Origin of the sequence: Halomonas campaniensis, assembly GCF_002211105.1 — a bacterium.
Lineage (GTDB): Bacteria > Pseudomonadota > Gammaproteobacteria > Pseudomonadales > Halomonadaceae > Vreelandella > Vreelandella campaniensis_A.
The window spans coordinates 330,795-355,049 of record NZ_JPUA01000037.1; the positions used below are offsets into that span (position 1 = coordinate 330,795).

25 protein-coding genes are annotated in these 24,255 nt (G+C 54.7%); 10 read left to right on the forward strand and 15 right to left on the reverse strand.

Annotated features, from left to right (window positions below; genetic code table 11):
• Nucleotides 1–8: 8 nt before the first annotated feature.
• Nucleotides 9–488 carry a group I truncated hemoglobin gene (locus JI62_RS18890; RefSeq protein ID WP_088701644.1) on the forward strand — a complete coding sequence of 160 codons (480 nt, stop codon included), beginning with the start codon at nt 9–11 and terminating at the stop codon, nt 486–488.
• Here the strand turns inward: JI62_RS18890 and JI62_RS18895 are convergent.
• From JI62_RS18895 to JI62_RS18905, 4 genes are all read right to left on the reverse strand, one after another.
• A complete protein-coding gene (locus JI62_RS18895) occupies nt 472–1,620 on the reverse strand; it encodes a GGDEF domain-containing protein (protein ID WP_240513300.1) in 1,149 nt (382 codons plus the stop codon). The two genes, JI62_RS18890 and JI62_RS18895, sit on opposite strands and share 17 nt — an antisense overlap.
• Nucleotides 1,614–2,120 carry a hypothetical protein gene (locus JI62_RS18900; RefSeq protein WP_240513301.1) on the reverse strand — a complete coding sequence of 169 codons (507 nt, stop codon included), beginning with the start codon at nt 2,118–2,120 and terminating at the stop codon, nt 1,614–1,616. The genes JI62_RS18895 and JI62_RS18900 overlap by 7 nt, the downstream gene beginning before the upstream one ends.
• Before the next feature lie 227 nt (nt 2,121–2,347).
• Nucleotides 2,348–2,503 carry a cytochrome c oxidase subunit CcoM gene (gene ccoM, locus JI62_RS22685; protein ID WP_170938589.1) on the reverse strand — a complete coding sequence of 52 codons (156 nt, stop codon included), beginning with the start codon at nt 2,501–2,503 and terminating at the stop codon, nt 2,348–2,350.
• A gap of 109 nt (nt 2,504–2,612) precedes the next feature.
• Nucleotides 2,613–3,131 carry an FKBP-type peptidyl-prolyl cis-trans isomerase gene (locus JI62_RS18905; protein WP_088701645.1) on the reverse strand — a complete coding sequence of 173 codons (519 nt, stop codon included), beginning with the start codon at nt 3,129–3,131 and terminating at the stop codon, nt 2,613–2,615.
• Nucleotides 3,132–3,245: 114 nt separating this feature from the next.
• On the opposite strand from JI62_RS18905, the gene JI62_RS18910 reads away from it, so the two are divergent.
• Entirely contained in the window at nt 3,246–4,607 is a 1,362-nt protein-coding gene (locus JI62_RS18910; RefSeq protein ID WP_088701646.1) for an AmpG family muropeptide MFS transporter, read from the forward strand.
• 47 nt (nt 4,608–4,654) lie between these two features.
• Here the strand turns inward: JI62_RS18910 and JI62_RS18915 are convergent, their stop codons facing one another.
• Nucleotides 4,655–6,472 carry an SEC-C domain-containing protein gene (locus JI62_RS18915; RefSeq protein ID WP_088701647.1) on the reverse strand — a complete coding sequence of 606 codons (1,818 nt, stop codon included), beginning with the start codon at nt 6,470–6,472 and terminating at the stop codon, nt 4,655–4,657.
• Nucleotides 6,473–6,616: 144 nt separating this feature from the next.
• Between JI62_RS18915 and JI62_RS18920 the strand changes: the two genes are divergently transcribed.
• A complete protein-coding gene (locus JI62_RS18920; RefSeq protein ID WP_088701648.1) occupies nt 6,617–7,210 on the forward strand; it encodes a GNAT family N-acetyltransferase in 594 nt (197 codons plus the stop codon).
• A 21-nt stretch (nt 7,211–7,231) separates the two neighbouring features.
• Here the strand turns inward: JI62_RS18920 and JI62_RS18925 are convergent, their stop codons facing one another.
• A complete protein-coding gene (locus tag JI62_RS18925) occupies nt 7,232–8,470 on the reverse strand; it encodes an ABC1 kinase family protein (protein WP_088701649.1) in 1,239 nt (412 codons plus the stop codon).
• Nucleotides 8,471–8,660: 190 nt separating this feature from the next.
• On the opposite strand from JI62_RS18925, the gene JI62_RS18930 reads away from it, so the two are divergent.
• A complete protein-coding gene (locus tag JI62_RS18930) occupies nt 8,661–10,610 on the forward strand; it encodes a DNA topoisomerase III (protein ID WP_088701650.1) in 1,950 nt (649 codons plus the stop codon).
• Nucleotides 10,611–10,631: 21 nt separating this feature from the next.
• Here JI62_RS18930 and JI62_RS18935 read toward each other — a convergent pair whose 3' ends face one another.
• The gene (locus JI62_RS18935; protein WP_088701762.1) at nt 10,632–11,576 is read right to left on the reverse strand and encodes an AraC family transcriptional regulator; all 945 of its coding nucleotides are present in this window, start codon (nt 11,574–11,576) and stop codon (nt 10,632–10,634) included.
• Nucleotides 11,577–11,784: 208 nt separating this feature from the next.
• Between JI62_RS18935 and JI62_RS18940 the strand changes: the two genes are divergently transcribed.
• A complete protein-coding gene (locus JI62_RS18940; protein WP_088701651.1) occupies nt 11,785–12,525 on the forward strand; it encodes an SDR family oxidoreductase in 741 nt (246 codons plus the stop codon).
• 58 nt (nt 12,526–12,583) lie between these two features.
• Nucleotides 12,584–12,940 carry an Atu4866 domain-containing protein gene (locus JI62_RS18945; RefSeq protein WP_170938596.1) on the forward strand — a complete coding sequence of 119 codons (357 nt, stop codon included), beginning with the start codon at nt 12,584–12,586 and terminating at the stop codon, nt 12,938–12,940.
• A gap of 53 nt (nt 12,941–12,993) precedes the next feature.
• Here JI62_RS18945 and JI62_RS18950 read toward each other — a convergent pair whose 3' ends face one another.
• The gene (locus JI62_RS18950) at nt 12,994–13,509 is read right to left on the reverse strand and encodes an MgtC/SapB family protein (protein WP_088701652.1); all 516 of its coding nucleotides are present in this window, start codon (nt 13,507–13,509) and stop codon (nt 12,994–12,996) included.
• 155 nt (nt 13,510–13,664) lie between these two features.
• A complete protein-coding gene (locus JI62_RS18955) occupies nt 13,665–14,570 on the reverse strand; it encodes a LysR substrate-binding domain-containing protein (RefSeq protein WP_088701653.1) in 906 nt (301 codons plus the stop codon).
• A 119-nt stretch (nt 14,571–14,689) separates the two neighbouring features.
• Between JI62_RS18955 and JI62_RS18960 the strand changes: the two genes are divergently transcribed.
• Entirely contained in the window at nt 14,690–15,391 is a 702-nt protein-coding gene (locus JI62_RS18960; protein WP_088701654.1) for an FMN-dependent NADH-azoreductase, read from the forward strand.
• Nucleotides 15,392–15,459: 68 nt separating this feature from the next.
• On the opposite strand, the gene JI62_RS18965 is transcribed toward JI62_RS18960, so the two are convergent.
• The 5 genes from JI62_RS18965 to JI62_RS18985 form a co-directional block, all read right to left on the reverse strand.
• The gene (locus JI62_RS18965) at nt 15,460–16,095 is read right to left on the reverse strand and encodes a LysE family translocator (RefSeq protein WP_088701655.1); all 636 of its coding nucleotides are present in this window, start codon (nt 16,093–16,095) and stop codon (nt 15,460–15,462) included.
• Between the two features lie 139 nt (nt 16,096–16,234).
• Nucleotides 16,235–16,774 carry a GrpB family protein gene (locus tag JI62_RS18970; protein WP_088701656.1) on the reverse strand — a complete coding sequence of 180 codons (540 nt, stop codon included), beginning with the start codon at nt 16,772–16,774 and terminating at the stop codon, nt 16,235–16,237.
• A gap of 32 nt (nt 16,775–16,806) precedes the next feature.
• Nucleotides 16,807–18,762 (reverse strand): M48 family metallopeptidase, encoded by a 1,956-nt coding sequence (locus JI62_RS18975; RefSeq protein ID WP_088701657.1) that lies wholly within the window; start codon nt 18,760–18,762, stop codon nt 16,807–16,809.
• Between the two features lie 18 nt (nt 18,763–18,780).
• A complete protein-coding gene (locus JI62_RS18980) occupies nt 18,781–19,377 on the reverse strand; it encodes a LemA family protein (RefSeq protein ID WP_170938597.1) in 597 nt (198 codons plus the stop codon).
• Between the two features lie 116 nt (nt 19,378–19,493).
• Nucleotides 19,494–20,192 (reverse strand): DUF3592 domain-containing protein, encoded by a 699-nt coding sequence (locus tag JI62_RS18985; protein WP_088701658.1) that lies wholly within the window; start codon nt 20,190–20,192, stop codon nt 19,494–19,496.
• Nucleotides 20,193–20,704: 512 nt separating this feature from the next.
• Between JI62_RS18985 and kynA the strand changes: the two genes are divergently transcribed.
• The 3 genes from kynA (at nt 20,705) to JI62_RS19005 (ending at nt 23,631) form a co-directional block, all read left to right on the forward strand.
• Nucleotides 20,705–21,541, forward strand: coding sequence for a tryptophan 2,3-dioxygenase (gene kynA, locus JI62_RS18995; RefSeq protein ID WP_088701659.1), 837 nt, complete (start codon nt 20,705–20,707; stop codon nt 21,539–21,541).
• Nucleotides 21,542–21,624: 83 nt separating this feature from the next.
• On the forward strand, nt 21,625–22,854 hold the full coding sequence (kynU, locus tag JI62_RS19000; protein ID WP_088701660.1) for a kynureninase: 1,230 nt from the start codon (nt 21,625–21,627) through the stop codon (nt 22,852–22,854).
• A 12-nt stretch (nt 22,855–22,866) separates the two neighbouring features.
• Nucleotides 22,867–23,631: an alpha/beta hydrolase gene (locus tag JI62_RS19005; RefSeq protein ID WP_088701661.1), complete on the forward strand. Its 765-nt coding sequence runs from the start codon at nt 22,867–22,869 to the stop codon at nt 23,629–23,631.
• 82 nt (nt 23,632–23,713) lie between these two features.
• Here JI62_RS19005 and JI62_RS19010 read toward each other — a convergent pair whose 3' ends face one another.
• Nucleotides 23,714–24,199, reverse strand: a complete 486-nt coding sequence (locus JI62_RS19010; RefSeq protein ID WP_088701662.1) for a VOC family protein — start codon at nt 24,197–24,199, stop codon at nt 23,714–23,716.
• Nucleotides 24,200–24,255 lie beyond the last annotated feature (56 nt).

A 24,255-nucleotide genomic window follows, 5' to 3' on the forward strand; every position in this document is an offset into this window, starting at 1 on the left:
GGGGCGCAATGATCTATCCACGCACACGCAAACACTCTCCCACACGCCGCTGTTTAATAGCGCTTACCTTTATAGCGGTAGCGTTTTCGCTCCCAGGCTGCGCGTATCAATCAGCAACTCAATCAACAAATACAACACTCTATGAACGCCTGGGCGGGAAAACAACGATTGATGCGGTAGTGGAGAACCTGTTATACCGAATTGCCGATGATCCCGAAGTAGTGGTGTTTTTTGCTAACACGAATATCGATCTATTTGCCGAATCCCTGGCCAGCCAGCTATGCGATGTAAGCGACGGCCCCTGCCGTTATGAAGGCCCGCCGATGGATCGCGCGCATCAACATATGGGGCTGACAGATGTGCATTTTAATCGTGTCGTTGAATACCTTGATGCCGCAATGCAGGCAGAAGATATTCCCCTGGGCGCACGGAATGAGCTGCTGGGCAGGCTTGCCCCAATGTACACAGACATTATGCGTCTTCAGTAACCTGCCAGCCGTCACGGCCCATCGTTTTTACCTGGTAGAGTGCTTTGTCTGCCGCTTCATAAGCGTAGGGAAACGTTGCTTCATCGGCCACAAAACAACTGCCACCCACGCTTAAGGTAACGCCTTTTTTATCCGGATGGGCAGGGTGTGGAAAGTCAGCTTCCCGCAACCCCTCCATTAACTGATGGCAGTAGCGTTTAAGCGTGGCTACGTCTGGGCAGTCGAGTAGTGCCGCGAACTCATCGCCTCCCAAGCGGTAGAGCTTCGCCTCCTCAAGCGTTTCACCAATCAGTGTCGCCAACTGGCGCAGCAGGGTATCGCCTTGAGGATGCCCACAGGCATCGTTGTACTGTTTAAAAAAGTCGATATCGACCAGAATCAGTCCAAGTGTTTGGTGCTGCTTCGCCAACACATCTTGGTGCAACGCGCTGCGGTTGCCGATCCCGGTGAGCGGGTCGCGCATGGCGCGCTGCATCCACTCAAAAGTCTCTTGGGTGGCACGATCAGCGCGCCGCAACTGGCGTTCGTGAAGCCACCAAAACACCAACCCCATCACAAAGATTAATAAGCTGGAGTAAGTCAGCACCTGACTATGCTGGCGCGTACTTTCTGAAAAATCATTAATCGCCGCGCCCCGGCGATCAAGCTGATCCATCTCAATATGGGTCAGGCACTGAATAGGCGCAAACAACATCGACACTGCAGCGAAACGATCAATGTTCCGTGCCGCTAACTGAACCCCTAACCGATCTAAATCCGCCAAGCTAGACTCGGCACAAGCATACTCACGTCGATAGATGTGCATATCGGCTAAACCATAGGCCAACTCAATGTCCAGGAGTGCAGCATCCAGCGCATCTTGCTCGGCCTGATCGCCCAATAATTCGGCTTGAGCATCTTGCAAAAAGACCCGTGCCCGGGTTGAAAGCTGTTGACCGGTAAGGTTCCCCGTTTGACTGAAGTAAGCCTGTATTTCGGGGTAGACCCAGCGCGATTCATAAACCATTAGCACCATAAGCGCCAAAAAGCTCATCAAGCTCAACGACAACCATGTAACGTAGCGATGTTGACGCGCAAGCGCACGGGGCTGCATTGACGGCTGATCAGTAGGCTTGGGTTTGGATGTCACCACCTCGCCTCTATACTGCGGATCATCCAGATCCAATCGTTAAAATCACGCAGGTTCTCAACATCGCGATTATCGTTAGTATAATCTCGCTCAACGAGCCGAGCTGGGCCGCGTGTGCGAATGGTTAGCGGATCCCCCTCTTCCGCAGTAATCAAGTACCAGCTGGGGTCATCCCACCCCTCAAGCGTCACTTCATAGTCATCCCAGGCAGTAAAGTGAAGTGCCGGGGGGACTTCACCAAACTGTTCAATCAGAAAGGTGCGAAACGCCAGGCCCTGCATCTCCACATCGCGCCCTTGATAGGGATCGTAGAGCGTAAACGTCTCGTCAGACATGGCACGCAAATCACTTAGCGCGACCTTTTGAGTGACATCGCCATTGATTATACTTAATGCTTGGGCGAAAGCAGCCGTAGGGAGCATGATGCCCACGACCATTAACACGCTCGCTAACTGATCACGTGCACGACCCCATGGGCTGCGGTGTAAAGCAACTGCGTTCATGGCATAGCTTCCTGGTGTGTTCACTCTTTTAAATAATTTTACCAAGAACTCTACCAGAGCACGCCTTGTATTGCTCCTTAACGCACGTTAAGGAATTTCAACTTATCAGCACATTTCAGGCAAAAAAAAGCCAGCCCAAGGTGGGCTGGCAACAGGAGGCTTACTAGGCTGGTAAAACTAAGCCAGCAAACCCCCTCCCCTGACAAGGTTTACATGAACTGGGAAAGCTACTTCTTGCGATCATTTTTACGTAGATGATCGCGAATCACGAAGCCCACCCAACCCACCATAAATGCGATTACTAACGCGACGGTGGCTAAACCAAAGATAATTGTGTTATCCCAATACATGGTGAATCCTCCCGCCGTGATGTATGCGTTCATACTAGTCACTCAATGGCGGAAGAATGCTGACCTGGGTCAAGTTACGGAAGGCGGGGGTAAGCGGTTAAACAGGAAATTGATACCGATCAATTTTTGGGCGTGATGAGCGCTACAACACCTTGCGGTCTTCAACTTTGCTGTGCTCGGTGCCTGGCGGTAACGGGTGACCTTTGGCTAATTCTGCACGGGTAGCTTCGCGCACGTCTAAAATGGTCACTTTATAGTTCAGCGTACGCCCGGCCAGGGGGTGGTTGGTATCTACGGTGACGCGGTCGCCATCGACTTCGAGTACCGTGACAATTTGCGGCCCGGCTTCACCTTCGGTTTGAAAGCGGCTGCCCGGCTCCAACTCAGCGTTACCAAAAGAACCGCGGCTGACTTCTTGCACTAGGGCTTCGTTGCGCACACCATAGGCATCCGCGGGCATTAGTTGAACACTTAACTCGGCCCCAGCCGTTTGGCCTGCTAAGGCACTCTCTAGCCCTGGCACGATATTGTCGTGACCATGCAAGTACTCTAGCGGCTTATTGCGCGCCTGGGAGTCGTCCAATACCTGCTTGCTGCCATCGTTGAGCACGTCGCTAAGAACATAGTGCAAGGTAACTACCTGATGCGCCGTAATCGACATGGAAAACTCCTCTCCGGTAAGCTGTCGGTTTTGTGATAGAACTTTGTGATAGAAACACTGCTTCAGTTTATCACTTGGCCGTTGCCAGCGTCTTTCCACCAGGAGTAGCGTTTAATGTTAAGCCCCACCCCCCAGCGCAGTTGGCTTGCCGCGCTGGCTGTCTATTGTCGTGCGCCCGTTATTACCATGCTGTTTTTGGGGTTTTCCGCTGGCTTACCTTTTCTACTGGTATTTTCAACGCTCTCGGCTTGGCTGCGCAGCGATGGCGTTGAGGTCGCGGCGATTGGTTTTTTTGCCTGGATCGGCATGCTCTACTCGATCAAGTTTTTCTGGGCGCCCGTGGTGGATCGTTTAGCGCTCCCGATATTGACCCGCGCATTCGGACAGCGCCGTGGCTGGATGCTGTTAGCCCAGGGGTTGATCGTTGCGGGGTTATTGGGCCTCGCCGGTTTGAGTCCAGTGGGAAATCTCGGCTGGGTCGCTCTGTTTGCACTGTTAGTAGCTTTTGGCTCAGCGACGCAAGATATTGCGATCGACGCCTACCGTATTGAGTCCGCCGACGATGATGTTCAGGCCGCCATGGCCTCGACCTATATTATTGGCTATCGCGGTGGCCTACTTGCCGCCGGTGCCGGCGCGCTGTATATCGCGGCGTCGGCCTCTTGGGATGTGGCGTATATGAGTATGGCGGCGCTAATGGGCATTGGCGTACTTACCGTGCTGCTACGCCCCGAGCCAAAGCGCGCCTCCCTCTCTATTCAACTTATACACGAACCTAAGGTGCGGGCGTTTATTCGTGCCAGCCGGGGCAAACCTAAAATAGTGCGCCGCCTGGGTGCCTGGAGTATTGGTGCACTGGTCTGCCCGTTTACCGACTTTTTTAGCCGCTATGGGGTAAAAGCGCTATGGATTTTAGTGTTTATTGCGGTATTCAGAATTAGCGATTTGGCCATGGCTTCCATGGCCAACCCGCTGTATATCGACCTGGGCTTTTCGCTGGCAGAAATAGCTAACGTGACCAATATATTTGGCATTGCGATGAGTATTACCGGCGGGATTTTAGGCGGGCTATGCGTAGCACGCTACGGCATTGGCCCGCTGCTAATTTTCGGCGCGGGGCTGGTGATGGTGACTAACCTGCTGTTTGCCGTCCTTGCCCTGGTGGGTAATCAACTGCCCATGCTGGTGGTCACGATCATCGGCGACAACCTTGCCAACGGACTAGCCAGCGCGGTGTTTATCGCCTTTCTCTCTAGCCTCACATCCCGCGCCTACACCGCCACGCAGTACGCGCTGTTCTCGTCATTAATGACGCTACCGGGAAAATTTCTAAGCGGTTTTGGGGGGCTGGTCGTCACCGCTCAGGGCTACCCGAGCTTTTTTGTCATCGCCACACTGCTGGGTGTACCCGCGATTGTATTGGCGATCTGGATCAGCCGAGACAAACAATTAGTGCCCACCCCCAAGTCTGCTTGAACAGGCTTGAGGCCAGGCTTGAAGGATTAGCCGAGTGAAGGTTTAGACTAGCGGTGAGCTTCTAACCACTCCAACGCCCCAGGCGTCGTGCGCCACTGATCGCGCATCAAGGTGCGGTACTGCCACGCTTCCGCCCGGGTGCCGGGGTCAACCTGGCCATCCGGGTGGGGCATAGAGGGACGGGGATTTTCGGCACAAATCAGCTCTAATGCGTAGCGGTTATGGCCAAGCACATCAACAAGCGCGGCTTCGGCTGCCTCATGCTGCTCTAAACGATAGAGCGCCAGGGTTTTGCCCATTAGCAGTCCGAGCACTAGCGAGCCATCGTCGTCACTCTCTTCAGCCAGCGCTAACGCCTCTTCATTGCGATCATCGCGCAGTAGCTGGTCGAGCACCAGTTCACGCAGGCCCAAGCTATCCTCCTGGTCGATCAGCAGTAGCTCCTCGGCGAGTTCCCGTGAGTGCTGGCGAGCACCGCGCTCCATACCCACAACCAAGGCTAACCCCGTGCGAAGCAGCATGGCGTTGTCGGCATCGTCCCAGCACAGATTACCGCCGCCTTCTGCACGGGCTTGTTCCAGCCAGCGCGAAAGGCGCAGTGCCAGCGGTTCCAGCAGGCTGGGGGCCATCCAGGGCAGGCTGCCAAAACGGCTGGTGAGTGCCAAGGTTACGTCTTGCACTACCTGGGGCGCGTCCAGCCACTCGGGATGCGCGCAGAGTGCCGACATCCACTCAATGGCGTTGCCCCAAGGGTCATCACGAAAGCCCAGCGCTACGTCTTCATCCACCAGCACCTGAAAGTGCTCATGCCAAGCGGCAAACAGCGTTGCCTCCCGGGCACTGGTGTTATAAAACAAACGCCCACTTTCAGGGTCAGCGCTGACATCGATTTTGGGGGCAGTCGGCAGCGCAGCCAACAATGCCTGAAGCGCCACCAGCGGGGTGGCCAGATCTTCTTCCGCACTGAGCAACTGATCGGCAAGCGTCGCACCGGGGTTATCCGCCAACGCGGCGAGAAACTCCAACTGATCTTCATCCAGCTCGCCCTGGCGCACCAGGCGGCGGTACCAGAAGTTGGCACGCTCTTTAGCCTCCTGCTCGTGACCTTCATGCAGCAATAGCATGGCTTCAATGTAGGCCAATGTGGGCGAATCAGGCAGCGCCTGCTGAGCCTTAACAAAGGCGCCCCGGGCACTGTCCAGGTCATCGTTGTCCAGATGCATTAAACACAGTCGCTCAAGCGCCACACCGCGTAAGAACAGCGGCCCGCGCTCCATCACATCGTCCAGCAGGTCGGCGCGTTTACGGCTAAAGCCGCGCTCTTGGTAAATATCCAGCAGGATTTCAAAGGCGGGTTCGGCCTGCTCGGGCAGTCGTGACCAATCGCTACCATCGAACAGCGATTCAAGGATTTGCATTGCGCGCCCCGTCTGGCCGCTTTCAGCGGCGATCAACCCGGCTTCCAGCAGTGCTTGAGCCGGTGCCCGCTGGCTCTCCAATGCGGCTTTCAGGGTCGCACCCTTCCATTCGCGCAGCGAGAGCATCCACATCATCTGGTCGGGTATGTCGGTGGGAAACTCAACCTGGTAGCAGCACTGCTTGAATTTACGCCCAGAGTCACACCAGCAGGGTTCATTACGTCCCGGCGTGGCGAGGGGCTCGCAGGCGAAATCGAGCCGCTCCAGCGGGGTTTGCGACCATAGCACCGGTGCCAGCGCCTGGGCCATGGCCACATCGCCTTCAAAGGCGTCCGCGCCTTGGGCGCGCACCCAGGTCATAAAATCCGGATAGTGTTCTTGTTGCCTGATTGCCGAGAGTGCCCCGGAGGCGAATCCCAGCAGCTGATCGACCCATACCGCCAGCATTGCCGTCTCCACTGTGTTAAAAGCGGCATAGTTTAGCATGTCCCTTAGGGTTCACGCAGAGAGGATTGGCGACGATGTTAAGGGCTGCTAGAGTGCAGCGATTTGAGCAAACCATAAAGCGTTCGAGTCGACTGGAGCGATGCAATGAGCGAACTGACCGTTAGTCTCTGCCAAGGTTCGGCGATAGCCCCCCATTTGCCAGCGCTTGCCCGCCTTCGCATTCGAGTATTTCGTGACTTTCCCTACCTTTACGATGGCGAACTCAGCTACGAAGCGGATTATTTAGGTCGCTATGCTGAGAACCCGAATAGTTTATTCGTACTGGCCTTCGACAGAGAAGAGCTGGTGGGGGCAGCAACCGGACAACCTCTTCAGGATGAGGTCGACGAATTCCGCCAACCGTTTATAACCAACGGCATCAATCCCGAGCGCGTTTTCTACTATGGTGAATCCGTGCTGCTTCCCACCTATCGTGGCAGTGGAACGGGTAAACGCTTTTTGGCCGAACGAGAAGCCCACGCCAAACAGCAGGGATTTGATATAGCCGCTTTTTGCGCGGTAGAGCGACCCGCAGATCACCCCGCTAAACCTGCCGACTACCGCTCGCTTCACGGTTTCTGGAACGCCCATGGCTACCAGCGCCACGGCGAGCTTGCCACCACCTTCGCTTGGCGAGATATTGGCGAGCAGGCGGAAAGCCATAAGCCCATGGTGTTTTGGCTGAAACCCCTTGGCTAGGGAGTCACTCGCCTGGATGGTTTACGCCCAATCAAGCAGTGGTCGGGTTCGCTCATGCATATCCAACCGCGCGCCCAAACGTACCAGATTCCAGTAGTGGCCGTTCAGCGCCCGGGAGAGCAGCAGCGTATCGGCGGGGGGCTGCAGGCGATCCATCGCCGCCCATACTTTCGGGGTCAGCTCGCGCAGACGGCGGTGTACCCGTACATCGCTAAAATCCTGCTCCCCCGGTTCAAACAGCGGCGCGATACATTCAGCGGATTCACGATAGAGCGCCAGCGGGGCCCCCTGCCCCTGGCGGCCACCCATTTGCATCAAGGCTTCATCCATCCCCATTGGATCATGTTTTAGCGTGGCATCAAGCAGTTGCATCATTGCTTTCAAGCGCGCATCTGGCACGGCAATCACCGCACCTAAATCGTAAATCACCAGCCGCCCATGGACATCGGCGGCGAAATTGCCCGCATGGGGGTCGGCGTGTAGTTCGCCGTAAGTAAACAGCTCTTGGGTAATCCAATCGGCCAGCGTTTGGGCAATACCCTGGCGCGTCGCGTCATCTGCATCGGCTAATTCACGCAGAGGAGTGCCCTCCACGTAGCGCATCGCCAAGACATGGGGGCCGGAAAGCTCAGTCAGCGGCTCGGGAATTACCAGCCGAGGGTCATCCTTATAGCGCTCACGGTAACGGGCCAGCGCAGCGGCTTCTGCGTGGTAATCCAGCTCACCACGCAGGCTTTCGGCAAGCTCTTCAAACAGAGCGTCCAAGCGCGCCTGGGGCACTTTAAACCAGCGGCCTAAACGCATAATGCGCCGCACCTGAATCAAATCGCTCTCCAGCACCTCGGCAAGGCCAGGGTACTGCACCTTGAGCACGACAATTTCGCCCTCATGGGTCGTGGCGCGGTGAACCTGCCCCATGGAGGCGCTGGCAAAGGGCCGCTCTTCTACTTCGCTGAAGTAGTGGTCAATATCGCCATACTGCTGAATCAGCGCTTCATGAATACGCGGCCAGGGCATCGGTTCGGCCTGCCGCTGTAGGCGGGCAAGCTCCTCGGCGAGATCAGGCGGCAGCAGGTCGTCCCACTGGGACATAATTTGGGCCAGCTTCATGGCCGGGCCTTTCAGCTCTGAAAGCCCCTCAAACAGCGCTTCACCCAGGGCGCGCCAGTCCGCTTGGCCACCTAAACGGGTTTTAAGCAACGCCCCACCGGTACGTGCCCCCAATCCCATTAAACGACGCGTTCTGCCGTGATCACGCATTTGCTGCCTCTCCTGGTTACTCAACTCACCACTTAACTAAGCCGAATTATTTATACAAAATTGATACATCAAAAATATTTTGAAAATATCTAGCATCACTATACATCCCCCTACGAGACCATGCTCTATATAGATCGATGTGTCTGCTACCATAGGCGCCATTAAAGGATACGATGAAGGCTTCGCTGCTATGCGCCTGATAATTGCCGAAAAACCCAGCCTCGCCCAAGCCATTGCCGAGGCGTTACCGGGCACTAGCAAACGTCAGGAGGGCGCGGTGGTATGTGGCGATACCACGGTCACTTGGTGCCTGGGGCACCTGTTAGAACAAGCGCCGCCGGAAGCCTACGACCCCGCCGACAAACAGTGGCGGCTGGATCGGCTACCCATTGTGCCGCAGCAGTGGAAACTGATGCCGCGATCTAAGGCGCGGGGCCAACTGGCAGTGATTCGCAAGCTGATCAAGCAAGCAACGGATGTGGTGCACGCCGGCGATCCCGACCGAGAAGGCCAGCTACTGGTGCAGGAAGTCATTGAGTACATGAAGTATCGCGGCCCGGTGCAGCGGCTACTGATTAGCGATCTTAATAAACCGGCAGTGAGCCGAGCGCTGGCAAAACTGCGCTCTAACGTTGAGTATCAACCGCTGTTTCAGGCAGCCCAGGCCCGCTCCCGTGCCGACTGGCTGTATGGCATTAACCTAACCCGCGCCTGGACGCTCACCGGCCGCCAGGCAGGCCACGACGGTGTGCTTTCTGTCGGCCGCGTGCAAACCCCGGTGCTGGGATTGATCGTGCGCCGCGATAACGCCATCCGTGACTTTGTGCCCCATCCGTTCTATCCGCTATGGGTGGATCTCAAGGTTGCCCAAGGCCAACTGCGAGCCTGGTGGGCGCCCAAAGAGCACCAACCTCTCGATGACCAAGGCCGTTTGATTGACCGCAGGCCCGCCGAAGCCCTGGCGGCGCAGTTACCCGGTGCATCAGGGCAACTCACCAAGCTCGATCAGCAGGAGAAACGCCAGGCACCACCACTGCCCTACTCGCTCTCTGCCCTTCAGGTAGACGCCGCCCGCCGCCACGGGCTTTCCGCGCAGATGGTGCTGGATATTTGCCAGCGGCTTTATGAGCGGCACAAACTGATTACCTACCCGCGTTCAGACTGCCGCTACCTACCCGAAGAGCATCTTCAGCTTGCCCAGCGCAGCCTCACCGGTGCCTGCCAAAACGACGAAACGCTTCAGCAGTGGCTGAATGGCGCAGACTTCACGCTGCGCTCCAAAGCCTGGAACGATAAACAGGTCGGCGCCCACCACGCGATCGCCCCTACCGGCAAGCCCGCTGATTTCAGCCAGCTCTCCGCTACCGAAGGCCACGTATTCCGGCTGATCGTACGCAACGTCATGGCCCAGTTTTACCGCCCGCTGCGCACCTTCGAAGTCAAAGCCGAATTTACGCTGCTTAATGAAGCTTTCCGCGCCCGCGGACAAAGCATTCTCGATCCCGGCTGGAAACCGCTATTTACTACCCGCGATGAAACCCCACCACTGCCACCGCTCACTCAAGGCGAGCCCTGCCAGGCACTCGGCGCAGGTGTTGAAGAGAAAGAAACCCGCCCGCCGGAGCCTTTCACCGACGCCAGCCTGATCAAGGCGATGATGAACATCGGCCGCTATGTGGACGACCCGGAAGTACGCCGTACGCTACGCGACACCGATGGCCTGGGCACCGAAGCCACCCGCGCAGGCATTATCGAAACCCTGGTACAGCGTGGCTATTTAGTGCGCCAGCAAAAGGCCCTGCGCGCCACCAAGCTGGGCAGTGCCCTGATCGCCGCCCTGCCCAGCGCGGTAAGCACCCCGGAGCGTACCGCCTTATGGGAGCAGCGTCTGCGCGCCATTGCCGAACAGCAGGACGACCCCGACGCCTTTCAGCAGGCACTGCTGGAGGATCTGCGCGGCTTGCTCTCCCACAGTAATGCAGGAAAGCTCAGGCAGAGCCTGCAAACCGCCCAGGGAGAGGCCGGTGGCCCGCCGAAACGAACGAACAAGTCCAGAAGGAGCTATACGAAAAGGAAAAGTACGGGAACCCGCACGGGCACGAAAGGCAAGCGTGGCAAAGGGTATTCGAGTAATAATTGAGGGGTATTTTTAGACTTAAAATCAGTGAGGCACAGCGATATCGACCAGGTGAGTCGGCGGCAATAAATCAAGGCTCGCTTTCATGGTGCGCACTTCCTCTGCTGGCGGGCGGCCAAAGAAGCGCTTAAATTCGCGACTAAACTGGGAGGGGCTCTCATAGCCGACCCGGCTAGCGGCGGACGCCGCCGTCACCCCATCACGGATCATTAACAGCCGCGCATGGTGCAAGCGGGTGGATTTAATGTACTGGATAGGCGAGGTCTGCGTGACCGCCTTAAAGTGAACGTGAAAGGCTGGCGCACTCATGCCTGCGTCATTGGCCAAGCTTGCCACTTCCAGCGGCTCGGCATAGTGGGCATGAATACGGTTGAGCGCCTTAGCGATTTTGCCAAATTGGCCATAATGGGAGAGCGCTGTTCGAACACTGCCCCCCTGCTCTCCCGTCAATACCCGGTAGCAGATCTCCCTGACGATAAAAGGGGCGAGTATATGCGCATCCGTTGGGGAGGCAAGCGCACTCAGTAGCCGTAGCGTTGCATCGGCTAGCGACGCTTCCAGGGGGCTGGAAAGCATGCCACGCGGCGCCTCTAATGGCGGCTCACCCGATGCTTCCAGCATCGTCACCAACTCAGCGATCACTACCGCATCCAGGCGGATCGCAACCCCCAGCATGGGCTCTTCAGGGCTGGCTTCTGTTTCCGATGTAAATGGCAGGGGAACCGATAACACCAAGTAGTGCTGTGCATCGTAGATATACACCTCATCCCCCAAGTAACCACGCTTGCGGCCCTGGCAGATAATGACGATACTCGGCTCGTAAAGCACCGAGGTATTTTGCAGTGGGCGGTTAGAGCGCATAAAACGTACGCCATCCAATAGCGACTGGGTATAGCCTTCGTGAGGTGCCAGTTGGTATAGGCACTCCACGATCTTACGGTAAACCACAGCATCACTCTTCAATGTCATATTAACCACCTCTGTCATACGTGCCGCACCTGAATAAACTCGCCGAGTCGGTCACGCCTTAAGAGTAATATACATGCTGGGTGGCTTAACGCGCCGCACGCCATTAACAAACAAATAGGATTAGGCAATGATGCAATAGGATCACCTATACAGATGCCCGCCTCGGTAGCTTAGTCTTCTCAAGGTCAATTACTGAGAGGATTACTCAATGACGACGTTATCAACCCCATCTTCTAAAGTTGTTTTATTAACCGGTGCCAGCAGCGGTATCGGTGAAGCCACTGCCCGCTGGTTGGCAGGCCAAGGGCACCGCTTGGTCATTGGTGCACGCCGCACCGACCGACTGGAAGCATTAACCCACTCCCTGCGTGAAGCAGGCGGCAGAGTGGATTTTCAGGCATTGGATGTCACCGATCTTGAAGACATGCAAGCGTTTGCGGATTTTGCGATCCATACCCATGGTCGCATTGATGTGATCATCAACAACGCAGGCGTAATGCCACTCTCCCCTTTAGCGGCGCTCAAGGTTGATGAGTGGAACCGCATGATCGACGTCAATATTCGCGGCGTACTCAATGGTATTGCCGCCGTTCTGCCGACGATGCAGGCCCAGCAGAGCGGTCAGGTGATCAATATTTCTTCCATCGGCGGCCTCACCGTTATGCCCACCGCCGCCGTTTACTGCGCCACCAAAAATGCGGTTCGCGCTATTTCCGATGGCCTACGCCAGGAAACCGACACTATACGAGTGACCTGTGTCTACCCAGGTGTGGTGGAATCGGAACTGGCCCATACCATCACCGACGCTGAAACCGCAAAAGCGATCGACGTATTCCGCCAGATTGCCCTCAAGCCCGAGGCGATCGCTTCCGCCATAGCCCATGCCATCAACCAGCCCGATGACGTCGATACCAGCGATATCGTGGTGCGACCTACCGCCAGCCAATAACACCTCATGCGTCACACCCGAGCTATTCGGGTGTGCACTTGAGCACAGGAGCTTTCACATGCAAGAAACCAAACCTCCCATTTATTGGACACGGGCACTGGTGGTCGCGGGCATTATCACTATTTTTCCAGCGGCCACCTCTGCTCAAACAACACCGAACGAAGGGAATGCCCCCATGACAGACCATCCGTATGTTGGAATGTGGGTCACTAAAGATGGCCGCATTCGTCATCAACTTTTAGCCAATAATCGGTACGACGAGGCCCGCGGTGAGCGTGAAAGCGCTTACCAAGGGCGCTATCAGGTGACGGATAACTATATCGAATACTGGGACGACACCGGCTTTACGGCAGATGGCGAGTTTATAGATGGCGTGCTATATCACGCCGGTATGGTGCTATATCGCAAAGAGTAATCTTTAATTCGAGTGAGTCGCTATCAATAAACCACAACACTCCTATAGCGCCATCAAACATCGGCACTATCTTCATCATGCCCTGAGCGGGAAGCTTTTTTCTTGCTGATTGAATCAGAAAAGAAAGGCACTACGTAGAGGACTACCCAGGCCAGCAGCGTACACAGAACCGCCGTCTGCTCGCGTCCCAGGCCGACGGCTATGCCAATTGCCGCCGTCAACCAAACCCCTGCTGCCGTGGTAAGCCCAGACGTACCTTTTTCATCTTTACGGGTGATGATGGTGCCGGCACACAGAAAACCGATGCCTGCAATCACGCCTTGGATGACCCGGCTCATTTCCGCGTCAGAGATCCCCGTTTGCTGAGGGATAAATATAAAGACAGCAGATCCCATGCAGACCAGCATATGGGTGCGTATTCCAGCGGCCTTGCCTCTCTGCTCTCGCTCGAGCCCCAATAGCCCGCCCAGCACAGCGGCCAACAGCAAGCGAATCACCACAATGACGAATTCACTCAGATCATTAAAATCCGAAAACTCGGATATTACAGTATTAATAACTACTTCCATCGTTTCGTTCCTTGACTGCCAGAGTAACGGCGCTTAAATAGTGACCAACCGCGAAGCTTCGAAGGGTATCCAACAGCGAACCCTGTTAACCAACTCAGCAGGAGAGTAGCTTGTTATCAAACCTCACAAGATAACGGTATAAAAGTTTGCAACGGTCAATTCATCAACGTACACAGCCCTCCCGGTACCGCCAACACCCAGTCACGAATAGCCTGTATCGTCGGGTCATGCCGTCGGCTTTCGGGGTAGACCAGAAAGAACGGCTTACCTTCAAATTCCGGGCCGAAAGGTTGCACCAAGCGCCCCTCCTCCAGCTCATCCATAATCAACTGACGACTCATCAGCGCGACGCCCTGCTCACCTACGGCGGCAGAAATAGCGTGGGTCTCATCAGAAAATACCAGCCCGGCACTCACGTCCAGCCCCGGCACTTTTGCCTCTTTCTGCCACGCCGCCCAATCCAGTGGTGATGATATGGCTCCCTGACTGCTGAAATGAATCAATGGGTGCAAAGGTAGCTGGGCTACCTCGTGTAGGCCAAGGTGTGGGCTACAGGTCGGGATAAAGGTGTTATCAAACAGCTTTTCCGCGACCAACCCAGGCCAACGGCCATCGCCGTAACGAATAGCGATGTCTGCCGTTACCCCATCCAGCGGAACCGGCTCATGTGAAGCATGGATACGCAGATCAATATCTGGATGGGAATCGCGCAGCATACACACCCAGGGCAGCAACCAGCGCACCGCAACAGCTGGCGTGGTAGAAAGCGTAACGGTTTGGCGAATAGGCACTGCGCTCAGCCGCTCGACGACACTGCTGATGCTATCAAAGGCAGTTTCCAACACCTGCTGTAGCTCACGGCCTTGAGGGGTCAGCTCCAGCTGACGCGGCTTACGCAAAAACAGCGAAACGCCCAGCGCCTCTTCGAGTCCGCGTACTTGGTGGCTGATGGCCGTGGCAGTCACCGACAGCTCCTGCGCAGCCTGCTTGGCGCTCTCATGCCGGGCAGCCGCTTCAAAAGCGCGAAGCGACGAAAGAGAGGGTAATCGGCGATGGCTCATGAATGAGATCTACTCATCTATAGCGGCAAGAAAAGATCGTTTGTTTAGGCTGAAAGGCTCGGCCTAAGCTAAGCCTGTTGTTAATCATAGATGAGATCAACTCAGATTAGGAGGCTATCATGACACATATTCTGCACATAGACGCTAGTGCCCGACCCGGTATTGCGGGAACAGATAACCACGGTTCGCATAGCCGCCATCTAACCTATCAGTTTGTCAGCCAGTGGCAATCAGGACGACCTCAAGACACGGTCACCTATCGCGATATAGGTCAAAACCCGCCGTCGATTATTAATCACGACTGGATTGCGTCTGCCTTCACCCCCGAAGAACGGCTAGAACCCTGGATGAGGGAAGCACTGGCTGAAAGCGACCAACTGGTCGATGAGCTGATGGCAGCGGACATTCTGGTGATCGGCACGCCGCTCTACAATTTCGGCATGCCAGCTGCCCTAAAGGCATGGGTCGATCAAGTGGTACGAGCGGGCCGAACGGTGGAGATCGATGAGAGCAACCCGACCGACCCTTACATTCCAAAACTGAATGATCGGCCAAGGCATGCCGTTATTCTCACTGCCAGAGGCGGCGTAAATATGTCGCCTGGCGAAGAAATGGCCCATATGAACCACCTGGAAACACATCTGGCCACGGCACTGGGATTTATCGGTATTACCCGCCTTCATTCCATTGCGATCGAAGGCCAGGAAGTAGGCGGTGAGTTACTGGCCGCGTCCGTTGCCGAGGCAGTAGATAAAGTCGAAGCGCTGGTTAATGAATTGCAGGTGGCGTTTCGGGACGCTTCGATTCCCGAACCAGCCTAAAGGCTATGTGAACAATCCGCATTTAAGGTACGGAAATCGCTGACTCAGGAAATCCGTACCTTGCGTATCTATCTAGCACTAGCCGCCAGCCGTGCGCCTAAAGCCACAAACAGTGCCCCTAGGCCTCTATCCATCCATACACCAACGCGCGGTTTTCTCTTTAGAAAAGCCCCCAGTTTCGCCCCCGCGATTACCAGAGGGGGCTCTATGACAGCGGCGACCGCAATAATCAGGCTGCCATGCAATAACAGCTGAGCCTCGGCAGGGCCAGCGCCTTCCACGATAAATTGCGGCAGGAAAGCCAGAAAGAAGATTGCTACTTTGGGGTTTAGCGCTGATACCAACACGCCCTGCCAGTAAACAGCGGAGAGGTTCTTGTTGCCCGGATTGTCTGCTGAGACAAATTGATCCCCTTTGGAGAGCAGCATATTAATACCGAGCCATATCAGGTAGGCAGCCCCCACCCATTTAACAATCGAGAACGCCAGTGCGGAGGTCGCCAGAACGGCTGAAAGACCAACGGCAGCCATCACGACGTGCAGCACCGCCCCTGTCCAAATCCCTAACATCGCGGCGACACCATGTCGTCGTCCACTGCGTAACGTTTGCCCCAGTATGTAGGCGATATCTGGCCCCGGTGATAGGTTCAAAAGCACAGCCGCGGTGAAAAACGACATCCAGTGAAGCAGCGAGTAATCAAACACCGTTATTTTCCTTAATTATTTAGCTGTCAAAAACGCCAGGTTTTAATGACTGTGATCCAGCAAGAACGCGGCTGTGCCTTCATCTTTAGGCCTTACAAGGCTCTTAACTAGCATCCTATTTGTCCCGTAACGGCACTGACTAAAGGCTATCTTTCAACGCCTCGTTAATAAAATCCCCCTTTGCAGCCGTGTAAGCTTCTCGGTCTGAAGGGAACTCTGTTGCCCATAGGTGCTTCTGCTTCTCATACTGTTGCGCCAGTTTAGTATCAGCACGCAGCTTATTGCGAAACGCCAGCCGACGGTGCCACTCCTCGCTGCCATACACCATAAGATGCAGATGATGCGTCCTACGCCCCTCAGCCCAGCGCATTAACCAACGCCGCCCGACCAAAGAAGCGTTGTACTCCATTGATGTAGCATATTTGGCACGGCACAACGGCTCCAATAACTCATCGGCCCGGGATATTGAGTCTACGCCAGCCAGAATATCGATGATTGGCTTGGCCGATAGACCAGGAACAGCGGTACTTCCGATGTGCTCAATGGCTAGAAATTCATCTGGAAATAAGTCCAGCAGCCTGTCTCGCTCCTTCTCAAAGAGCGTTGGCCAAGTCGGATCATAGGGAAATAGTGCGACCTCCTCATGGATGGCTCGATTTAAAGATTCCGTTTCATCCATGGTTGCGGTTCCCCTGTGGCGCGAATTGTTGGCTATGCATCATCTGATAACAATGGCGGCATGGGGCAATCGAGAATATCGGCCATAGCACGGAACAGCTCGGCTTCGGCAGGCAAAATACGTCCGCTGTGCTCAATACAGCGCGCCATCGCTTGCAACAGGGCAGGCTTATGCAAAGGCTTTAAACGCCGCAAACGCTCAACCGCTAGGCTGAGTGCACGCATATCACTTATATCGTCAGTGACCCTCAATGAGAACGGCAGCTCACTCTCAGCGGCATTGAGCGCGGCGCTTATCTCAACCGGGTCATCTTGCCCGGCGGTGGCAAGCACCGTCAGTAGCAGCTGACACTCCCGTTGCAGGTCGTTTATCTTGAGGTTTGCAGGCCCACTGCCTTGCTTGCTGATGTTGTTCAACACCAACTGATATAGCGTCCACTCCAACAGGCTGACCTGACCATCCGCCTCGATCAACCGTTCCATACAGAGGCGAAAGTGTTGGGCCTGCTCCATTGAAAGCGAACGTAACGCTGGCAGCGCCAGTTCAATCAGTGGCAAGCGTAACTGTACATCCAGCCTCAACATTTCCGGGCCATACTCCATCAGCGCTCGGTAAACATCTGGCAGTGCAACTTGATGCAACGCCTTAAGCTGATGCCTACGCATTGTCTTATCCTGGCTGAGTAGCAGCGAATAGACCAAAGCACGGGCAGCATGAGGCTCGTGGGCGGCGGTTTTAATCCGCTCAGGCAGCGCCTCTAGCGTTGCTCTAGCTTGGGCAAGGTGGCGCTGACCAGGCTGACCCATGGTGTTAATGGCCGCTTGTGCAGAGGCTCCAGTTAACACAGCCGCTGTTGCTCCCAATCCGGCTCCTCGCCCAAGCGTCGGATCCGCGCCAGACCGCTCATCGTTGTATTCTGGTTCTGGTGCGTCACTCTCGGCTTGCGGGGTGGGCAAAGTGGCTTCGAAGCGGCCATTCCAGTCCGGCATTACCCGCTTGATGCGATCTTTAAGTGGCGGGTGGGTGGCCATCATTTGGCTAACCCCCTGCCGCACGCCTTGACCGAAGAAAAGATGACTGAATTCCGCGGCCTGTGTCGCTTGCAGGTAAGAGCCCTGGGTATGCGAGCCGATTTTAACCAGCGCGTTACCAATCCCCTGAGGGTTGCGGGTAAATTGCACCGCAGAGGCATCCGCCAGATATTCACGCTGCCGACTGACCGCCGACTTGATCAAGTTACCAAAGAAGGTACCCGCGTAGCCGATCAGCATTAGCGCCGCCCCCAGCGCTAAAACGACAGCGCCTGAGTTGTCGCGTTTTCCACCGCCGACCCGCCGAAAGCGCATACTACGCAGCAATGTTCCGCCCAATAAGCCAATGATTAGGATGCCATGCAGTATGCTGATCAGGCGCATATTCAACCGCATGTCGCCATGCAGAATATGGCTAAACTCATGAGCTACGACGCCCTGCAGCTCATCCCGTGTCAGGTGACGAATCGTGCCGCGAGTAATCCCGATCACTGCATCATTGGTTTGATAACCGGCGGCGAAGGCATTGATGCTCTCCTCCTCCAGCACATACACGGAGGGCACTGGCGTTCCAGAGGCAATCGCCATCTCTTCAACCACATTGAGAATACGCCGCTCATCAGCATCACGGGTATTAAGATTGATCTCGCGTCCACCCAGGGCTTCGGCCACTACCCGGCCACCACGCTTTAGTTGACTGCGTTTGAATAGCCCACCCAACACCACGACGGCCAGCACGGCAATTGCAACGCCAGTGACAAGCTCAATCGAGAGTGCTGACCACATACCCTGAGCAGAAAGATTGGTTTGTGTAGCAGATTGCTCCCCCATTAGATGCAGCGCGATGGCAATTGCCAACGTGGTAACAGCAATCAGGGCGAGCACTGCCAGTACCATCAAAACAACCAGACGCCCGGTTTTACGCCGGGCGTGATCCTGCGCGGTAAAAAAATCCATGTCGCGTTTTCCCTGAGCTTAGAACGACACCTTCGGCGCCTCTTGAATCTGGGCGCTGTCTTCAAACTCTAACAACGAGGCATCTTGCCCATGGCCGAACATGCCAGCCACTGCTACCGGCGGGAAGCTCTGCCGATAAGTGTTGTAGTGCATCACCGCGTCATTAAATGATTGCCGCGCAAAGGCCACCTTGTTTTCAGTACTGGTTAGCTCTTCTGACAACTGCTGCATATTTTCTGAGGCTTTCAAATCCGGGTAGGCTTCCATGACCACATTGAGCCGTCCCATCGCCTGTGTCAGCGCGCCCTCTGCGCCGCCCAGGTCTGCCATCGCTTTGGCACTGCCCGGGTTTGCCGCGGCCGCTTTTAGCCCAGCGGATGCGGTATTACGTGCTTCGATGACTGACTGCAGGGTCTCCCGCTCATGGCTCAGATACCCCTTGGCAGTTTCAACGAGGTTAGGAATCAGGTCATGCCGCCGTTTAAGTTGTACTTCGATTTGGGCAAAGGCGTTCTCAAAGCGATTTTTCAACGACACAAGTCGGTTGTAGACACCGATGACATAAAAGGCAATAACGGCGATGATCGCCACGATGATGATAAGCGTAAGCAGCATGGTGCTTCCTTTTAGTAGCTATTCGTCAGTAAAAAGCCGGTCTATGAAAAGCTAGACAATGAACGCCTAGCCCGTGAAAAAAGTAGCCAACAAACTCAATATCGTACGTTCATACATCACGTTGCAAGCTTAGGGAGAAAGGAAATGTCGACATAGTATTGTTGAAGATCACCTTTCTCATAAAACACGGTGATCGTATCAGTATGAATGTAATTCGATGGATCAAACCAGATATTCTGGCTTTTAAACATATGCACTTCCGAGGTGGCAGGGTTCTGCCATTGGGTGATCACCTGGAATGGGTGCCTGCCATTCACGGAGAAGCGTGTATTTAACTCTACCCCCTGATAGTGGGTATCGATAGGCACACCATTTTGCTTTAAAGATTCGCCTTTGCGACGCCTAAACTCAGGCACGAACATAAGAATGACGCCTGCCAGCAAGAACACGACGCCTATACCGGCAAGAATCGCCTCTGCTCCCCACAGTGAAAAAAAGCTATTGATTCGGGGACTATTTCGCTCGCCGGGCTGGTATAAAACCTCCACCTGCTGACCTGGGGAGTAGCTGGGCGGATTGCTACTTGTCGATGATGTAAAACTCACTAGCTGACCGCTTTCATTTGTGAATTGAACCACAGGGCGATAAGTAATCGAGTCACTTGAGCGAGACTCAACCAGCTCAAGCACCGTACCTTCAGTGATAACGGCTTCTGAAAGAAAGTCTCTTGTATTAAGCAATAGAAATGCAGAAGCGACTAGCAAGGCAATACCAACCACTAACGACGTTAGCTTTACAAAGAAAAGTGTTTTCACTTCCGCTCCTTGGAGAAACTGGGCTTGACGTAGCAAACTAGAACAGCTTTTATAGACGAAACAGTCTATTAGATTAAGCTTAAAAAAAACTAGCCCACGCGTCAATTAGGAATAGTTATCGAATAAGAAATGACTCTATACGGTGCATACACAGAGAAGCATTAACTGCTCCTCTGAATAAAACGATCTCTGGGTTAGATAACAGCTTTAACCAGACAGTCTTTAACGTAGCGGGCTTCACCGACAGCTTTTATGCCAAATACGTTAGCGACCTAATTTACCGTTGCTTCGATAATAATGACCCAGACATCAATATGCGCCCAGGGTGTGGCTGCCTCACTCCTATGCATCGTGCGATCAGCACGCCCCCGATGAACACCTGCTCGAAACGATTATCGAGCAGGGTCTGAAGCTCGCCGCCGGTATACTCTGGGACTTAGGTGAGCCAAAAGAACAGACTTTCAAACCAACGACAACAACCACACATCGCACAGCCACCAAGGCAGAATAAAATGACGACTCCTGAAGAAAACAGCGTCGATAATGAAGCCATTCATTGGGATCAGGATATAAGCTACGGCCAGTACCTGGATCTGGAACCCTTGCTTGCTTGCCAAAATCCCGCGTCTGATGAACACGATGAATTACTCTTTATCGTTATCCATCAAGTATCGGAGCTATGGATCAAACTGTGCCTTCACGAAGCTCATGGCGCCGCAGCGCATATTCAAGAAGATAACCTGCGCCCTGCTTTCAAGATGCTATCGCGGGTTTCCAGAATTCAGGAACAGCTTATCAAGGCCTGGGAAGTGTTGGTCACCATGACCCCCGCCGACTATGCCAGCTTCCGAGACAGCCTTGGCCAGAGCTCTGGATTTCAGTCCTATCAATATCGGGAAATGGAATTCCTGCTGGGTAACAAGAACGCCAAGCTAATCGAAGCCCACCGATCAAAACCCAAACACTACCAAAAACTTCAGAAATCCCTCCACTCGCCCAGTCTTTACGATATCGTGCTGCAACTGCTTGCCCAACGCGGTTTCAACATTCCTGAAAGCACAACCGAACGCGATTGGAGTATCCCCTACACCGCCAGTAACGAGGTGGAAGCGGTCTGGACGGAAATCTACCGCAACAGCGAACAGCACTGGGATCTTTACGAGCTGGCTGAAAAACTGGTGGATGTCGAATTCAACTTTCAGCGCTGGCGATTCAGCCACATGAAAACAGTCGAACGTATCATTGGCTATAGACGCGGCACAGGGGGAACGGCTGGGGTGAATTATCTGGTCAAAGCGCTAGATCTTCAGTTCTTCCCTGAACTCTGGAGTGTTCGGACGACGATATAAGCACTTGGCGCGCTGCTGCGCACCCAGTTTAACTACCGTCTTGATATTCAAAACAGCGACATACAATTTTTCGGAGCAGCCATATGCCTGTAAGCCTGGATAGTGTTCGTGAGCGTGACCGCCAAGACCCATTAGCAGACTTTAAAAGCCATTTCGCCCTGCCTGAAGGCGTGCTTTATCTTGATGGCAACTCACTGGGCGCTCAACCGAAGGCTGCCAAACAGGCGGTCGGTGAGACTCTGGATCAATGGCGCGACCAGTTGATCAAAGGCTGGAACCAGGGCTGGTTCGATGCTCCGGAACGCTTGGGCAATCTGCTAGCCCCGGTGATTGGTGCGCAACGCGGCGAGGTGAGCGTCACTGACAATATCACGCTAAATATCTTCAAGCTGCTGGGGTATATCCTCGGCCAAGGCAAGGAGGGTCGCCAGGCGGTTCTTAGCGAAGGCGGCAACTTTCCGACCGATGGCTACATCGCCCAAGGCTATTGCCGGGTGAGTGGCGCCGAACACCGCTTCCTGCCCGAAGGAGGCAACTTGGCCGAACACCTCGACGGTGTAGCCGTGGTGGTACTGAGCCAAGTTAACTACCGTACTGGCAAATTACGCGATATGGCCACCACCACGAAATTGGTGCACGACCACGGCGCGGAAATCATCTGGGATTTGGCCCATTCCGCAGGCGCACTGCCCATTGATCTAAACGGCTGCGGCGCTCGCTACGCCGTAGGCTGTACGTACAAGTACCTTAACGGCGGCCCTGGCGCGCCAGCTTTTTTATACGTGCATAGCGATCACCAAGACAAAGGTTGGCAGCCGCTTTCCGGCTGGCACGGCCATGCATCGCCCTTCGCTTTTGAAGCGGACTACACCCCAGCGGGGGATATTTCCCGCTTTCGCACTGGCACCCATTCGGCACTGGCATACGCCGCTCTGGAAGCCTCGCTCGACCTATGGAGCGAGGTGGACATGCAGGCGCTGAGAGCAAAAAGTCTGGCCATGAGCGACCTGTTTCGAGAGTGTTTAAGCGATATTTTTACCACTCATCATATTGACGATATAACCCCATCAGCCAGTGAGCGCGGCAGCCAGGTATCACTGGTGGATAGTCAAAACGGCTACGCTATCGTTCAAGCCTTGATTGCCCGCGGTGTAATCGGCGACTACCGGGAGCCCGGCTTAATGCGTTTTGGTTTTACCCCGCTATGCCTCAGTTTTGAAGATGTTTGGCAGGCCGCCCAGCACTTCCGTGAGGTAATGGAAAACGGTGAGTACCAGGATCCGCAGTTTCATGTGCGTGGTGCCGTTACCTAATAGAGGTACGTGATGACTGAAACACCCCTGAATCTCGCCTACTCGCCGAGCTATTTCGCTCGGGATTATGAAGCCACTTTAAGGCGCCAGGCAGCTTTAGGTATCGACCTGGTGGCAAGCCACCAGCCGACTGCCCTGCGCTACGGTGAAGATCCGGCGGCCCGCCTCAACCTGTTTGTTCCGGAAAGTACCTCGGGCCCCTGGCCATTGATGCTATTCATTCACGGCGGCTACTGGCAGGCGCTGGATAACACCGCGACGGACTTTCTGGCTGAACGCTACCTGGCCCGAGGCATGGCCTTCGCCTCCCTGGGTTACGGCTTAGCACCGGAAACGTCCATTCACACCATGGTGAACCAGTGCATTGAGGGGATTGCGGCGGCATGCAACGCCCTCGCGGATAACGGTGGCGTGTGGTCGATTGTATTAGGCGGCCATAGCGCCGGTGCCCAGCTGGCTTACTGGGTAGCCGCCAGTGGTGATATACCCATTGATAAATTGATACTGGTGAGCGGCGTTTATGACCTAACGCCATTGGTGGATACCTACGTTAACGAAGCGCTGGAGCTCACCCCAACCCAAGTGCTTGCGTTAAGTCCTATATTTGCCGATTCGAGCAAACTACCCCCATGCCAAGTGGTGATCGCCGAAAATGATCCGCCCGCTTTTCGCCAACAAGCGCACGATTTTGTCGCAGCATTAAAGACTAGCCATATCCAAGTCGAGTTAGTGGATATAGCTAACTGCGATCACTTTGATGTGTTAGATGCGTTATAAAACTTGAAGAGGTAATTAGCCGTAGTAAATACCCCACTGGCCAGCACCAAGCGGATGATGATCGTCTAGCTTACTCAATATCTTAACCGTGAATTGCTGCTTCGATCTCAGCAATGTTGATTTTTCTCATCTGCATCATTGCGTCGAATGCTCGCTTTGCGACGGCAGGATCGGGATTGGTAACGGCGTTAATCAGCACCGCAGGCGTTATCTGCCACGATATTCCCCATTTATCCTTGCACCAGCCACAGGCGCTTTCCTTGCCACCATTACTAACAATGGTATTCCAATAGCGATCTGTTTCGGCTTGGTCATGCGTTGAGACCTGAAAAGAGAACGACTCATTGTGCGTAACCCCAGGCCCGCCGTTGAGCCCAAGGCATGGAATGCCCATCACGGTAAACTCGACGGTCAATACATCCCCCTGCTTACCCGATGGAAAGTCTCCCGGTGCGTGATGAACCGCCCTGACAAACGAATCAGGAAAGGTATCAGCGTAAAAGCGCGCTGCCTCTTCTGCACCACCATCGTACCAAAGGCAAACAGTGTTCTTTGCGGGGGTTGCCATATCACATCTCCACTAAAACCATCGCGTCATCAAGCCCAGTGAAATATTGACTGAAC

Bases quoted from the DNA above. Each gene is read 5' to 3' on its own strand.
- JI62_RS18950 (WP_088701652.1), bottom strand. From the start codon at position 13,509: ATGGAAGTAGTTATTAATACTGTAATATCCGAGTTTTCGGATTTTAAT.
- JI62_RS18935 (WP_088701762.1), bottom strand. From the start codon at position 11,576: ATGACATTGAAGAGTGATGCTGTGGTTTACCGTAAGATCGTGGAGTGC.
- JI62_RS18980 (WP_170938597.1), bottom strand. From the start codon at position 19,377: ATGCTGCTTACGCTTATCATCATCGTGGCGATCATCGCCGTTATTGCC.
- JI62_RS18900 (WP_240513301.1), bottom strand. From the start codon at position 2,120: ATGAACGCAGTTGCTTTACACCGCAGCCCATGGGGTCGTGCACGTGAT.
- JI62_RS18930 (WP_088701650.1), top strand. From the start codon at position 8,661: ATGCGCCTGATAATTGCCGAAAAACCCAGCCTCGCCCAAGCCATTGCC.
- JI62_RS18975 (WP_088701657.1), bottom strand. From the start codon at position 18,762: ATGGATTTTTTTACCGCGCAGGATCACGCCCGGCGTAAAACCGGGCGT.
- JI62_RS18945 (WP_170938596.1), top strand. From the start codon at position 12,584: ATGCAAGAAACCAAACCTCCCATTTATTGGACACGGGCACTGGTGGTC.
- JI62_RS18905 (WP_088701645.1), bottom strand. From the start codon at position 3,131: ATGTCGATTACGGCGCATCAGGTAGTTACCTTGCACTATGTTCTTAGC.
- JI62_RS18910 (WP_088701646.1), top strand. From the start codon at position 3,246: ATGTTAAGCCCCACCCCCCAGCGCAGTTGGCTTGCCGCGCTGGCTGTC.
- JI62_RS18940 (WP_088701651.1), top strand. From the start codon at position 11,785: ATGACGACGTTATCAACCCCATCTTCTAAAGTTGTTTTATTAACCGGT.
- JI62_RS18960 (WP_088701654.1), top strand. From the start codon at position 14,690: ATGACACATATTCTGCACATAGACGCTAGTGCCCGACCCGGTATTGCG.
- JI62_RS18955 (WP_088701653.1), bottom strand. From the start codon at position 14,570: ATGAGCCATCGCCGATTACCCTCTCTTTCGTCGCTTCGCGCTTTTGAA.
- JI62_RS19010 (WP_088701662.1), bottom strand. From the start codon at position 24,199: ATGGCAACCCCCGCAAAGAACACTGTTTGCCTTTGGTACGATGGTGGT.
- kynA (WP_088701659.1), top strand. From the start codon at position 20,705: ATGACGACTCCTGAAGAAAACAGCGTCGATAATGAAGCCATTCATTGG.
- JI62_RS18890 (WP_088701644.1), top strand. From the start codon at position 9: ATGATCTATCCACGCACACGCAAACACTCTCCCACACGCCGCTGTTTA.
- ccoM (WP_170938589.1), bottom strand. From the start codon at position 2,503: ATGAACGCATACATCACGGCGGGAGGATTCACCATGTATTGGGATAAC.
- JI62_RS18970 (WP_088701656.1), bottom strand. From the start codon at position 16,774: ATGGATGAAACGGAATCTTTAAATCGAGCCATCCATGAGGAGGTCGCA.
- JI62_RS18920 (WP_088701648.1), top strand. From the start codon at position 6,617: ATGAGCGAACTGACCGTTAGTCTCTGCCAAGGTTCGGCGATAGCCCCC.
- JI62_RS18925 (WP_088701649.1), bottom strand. From the start codon at position 8,470: ATGCGTGATCACGGCAGAACGCGTCGTTTAATGGGATTGGGGGCACGT.
- JI62_RS19005 (WP_088701661.1), top strand. From the start codon at position 22,867: ATGACTGAAACACCCCTGAATCTCGCCTACTCGCCGAGCTATTTCGCT.
- JI62_RS18915 (WP_088701647.1), bottom strand. From the start codon at position 6,472: ATGCTGGCGGTATGGGTCGATCAGCTGCTGGGATTCGCCTCCGGGGCA.
- kynU (WP_088701660.1), top strand. From the start codon at position 21,625: ATGCCTGTAAGCCTGGATAGTGTTCGTGAGCGTGACCGCCAAGACCCA.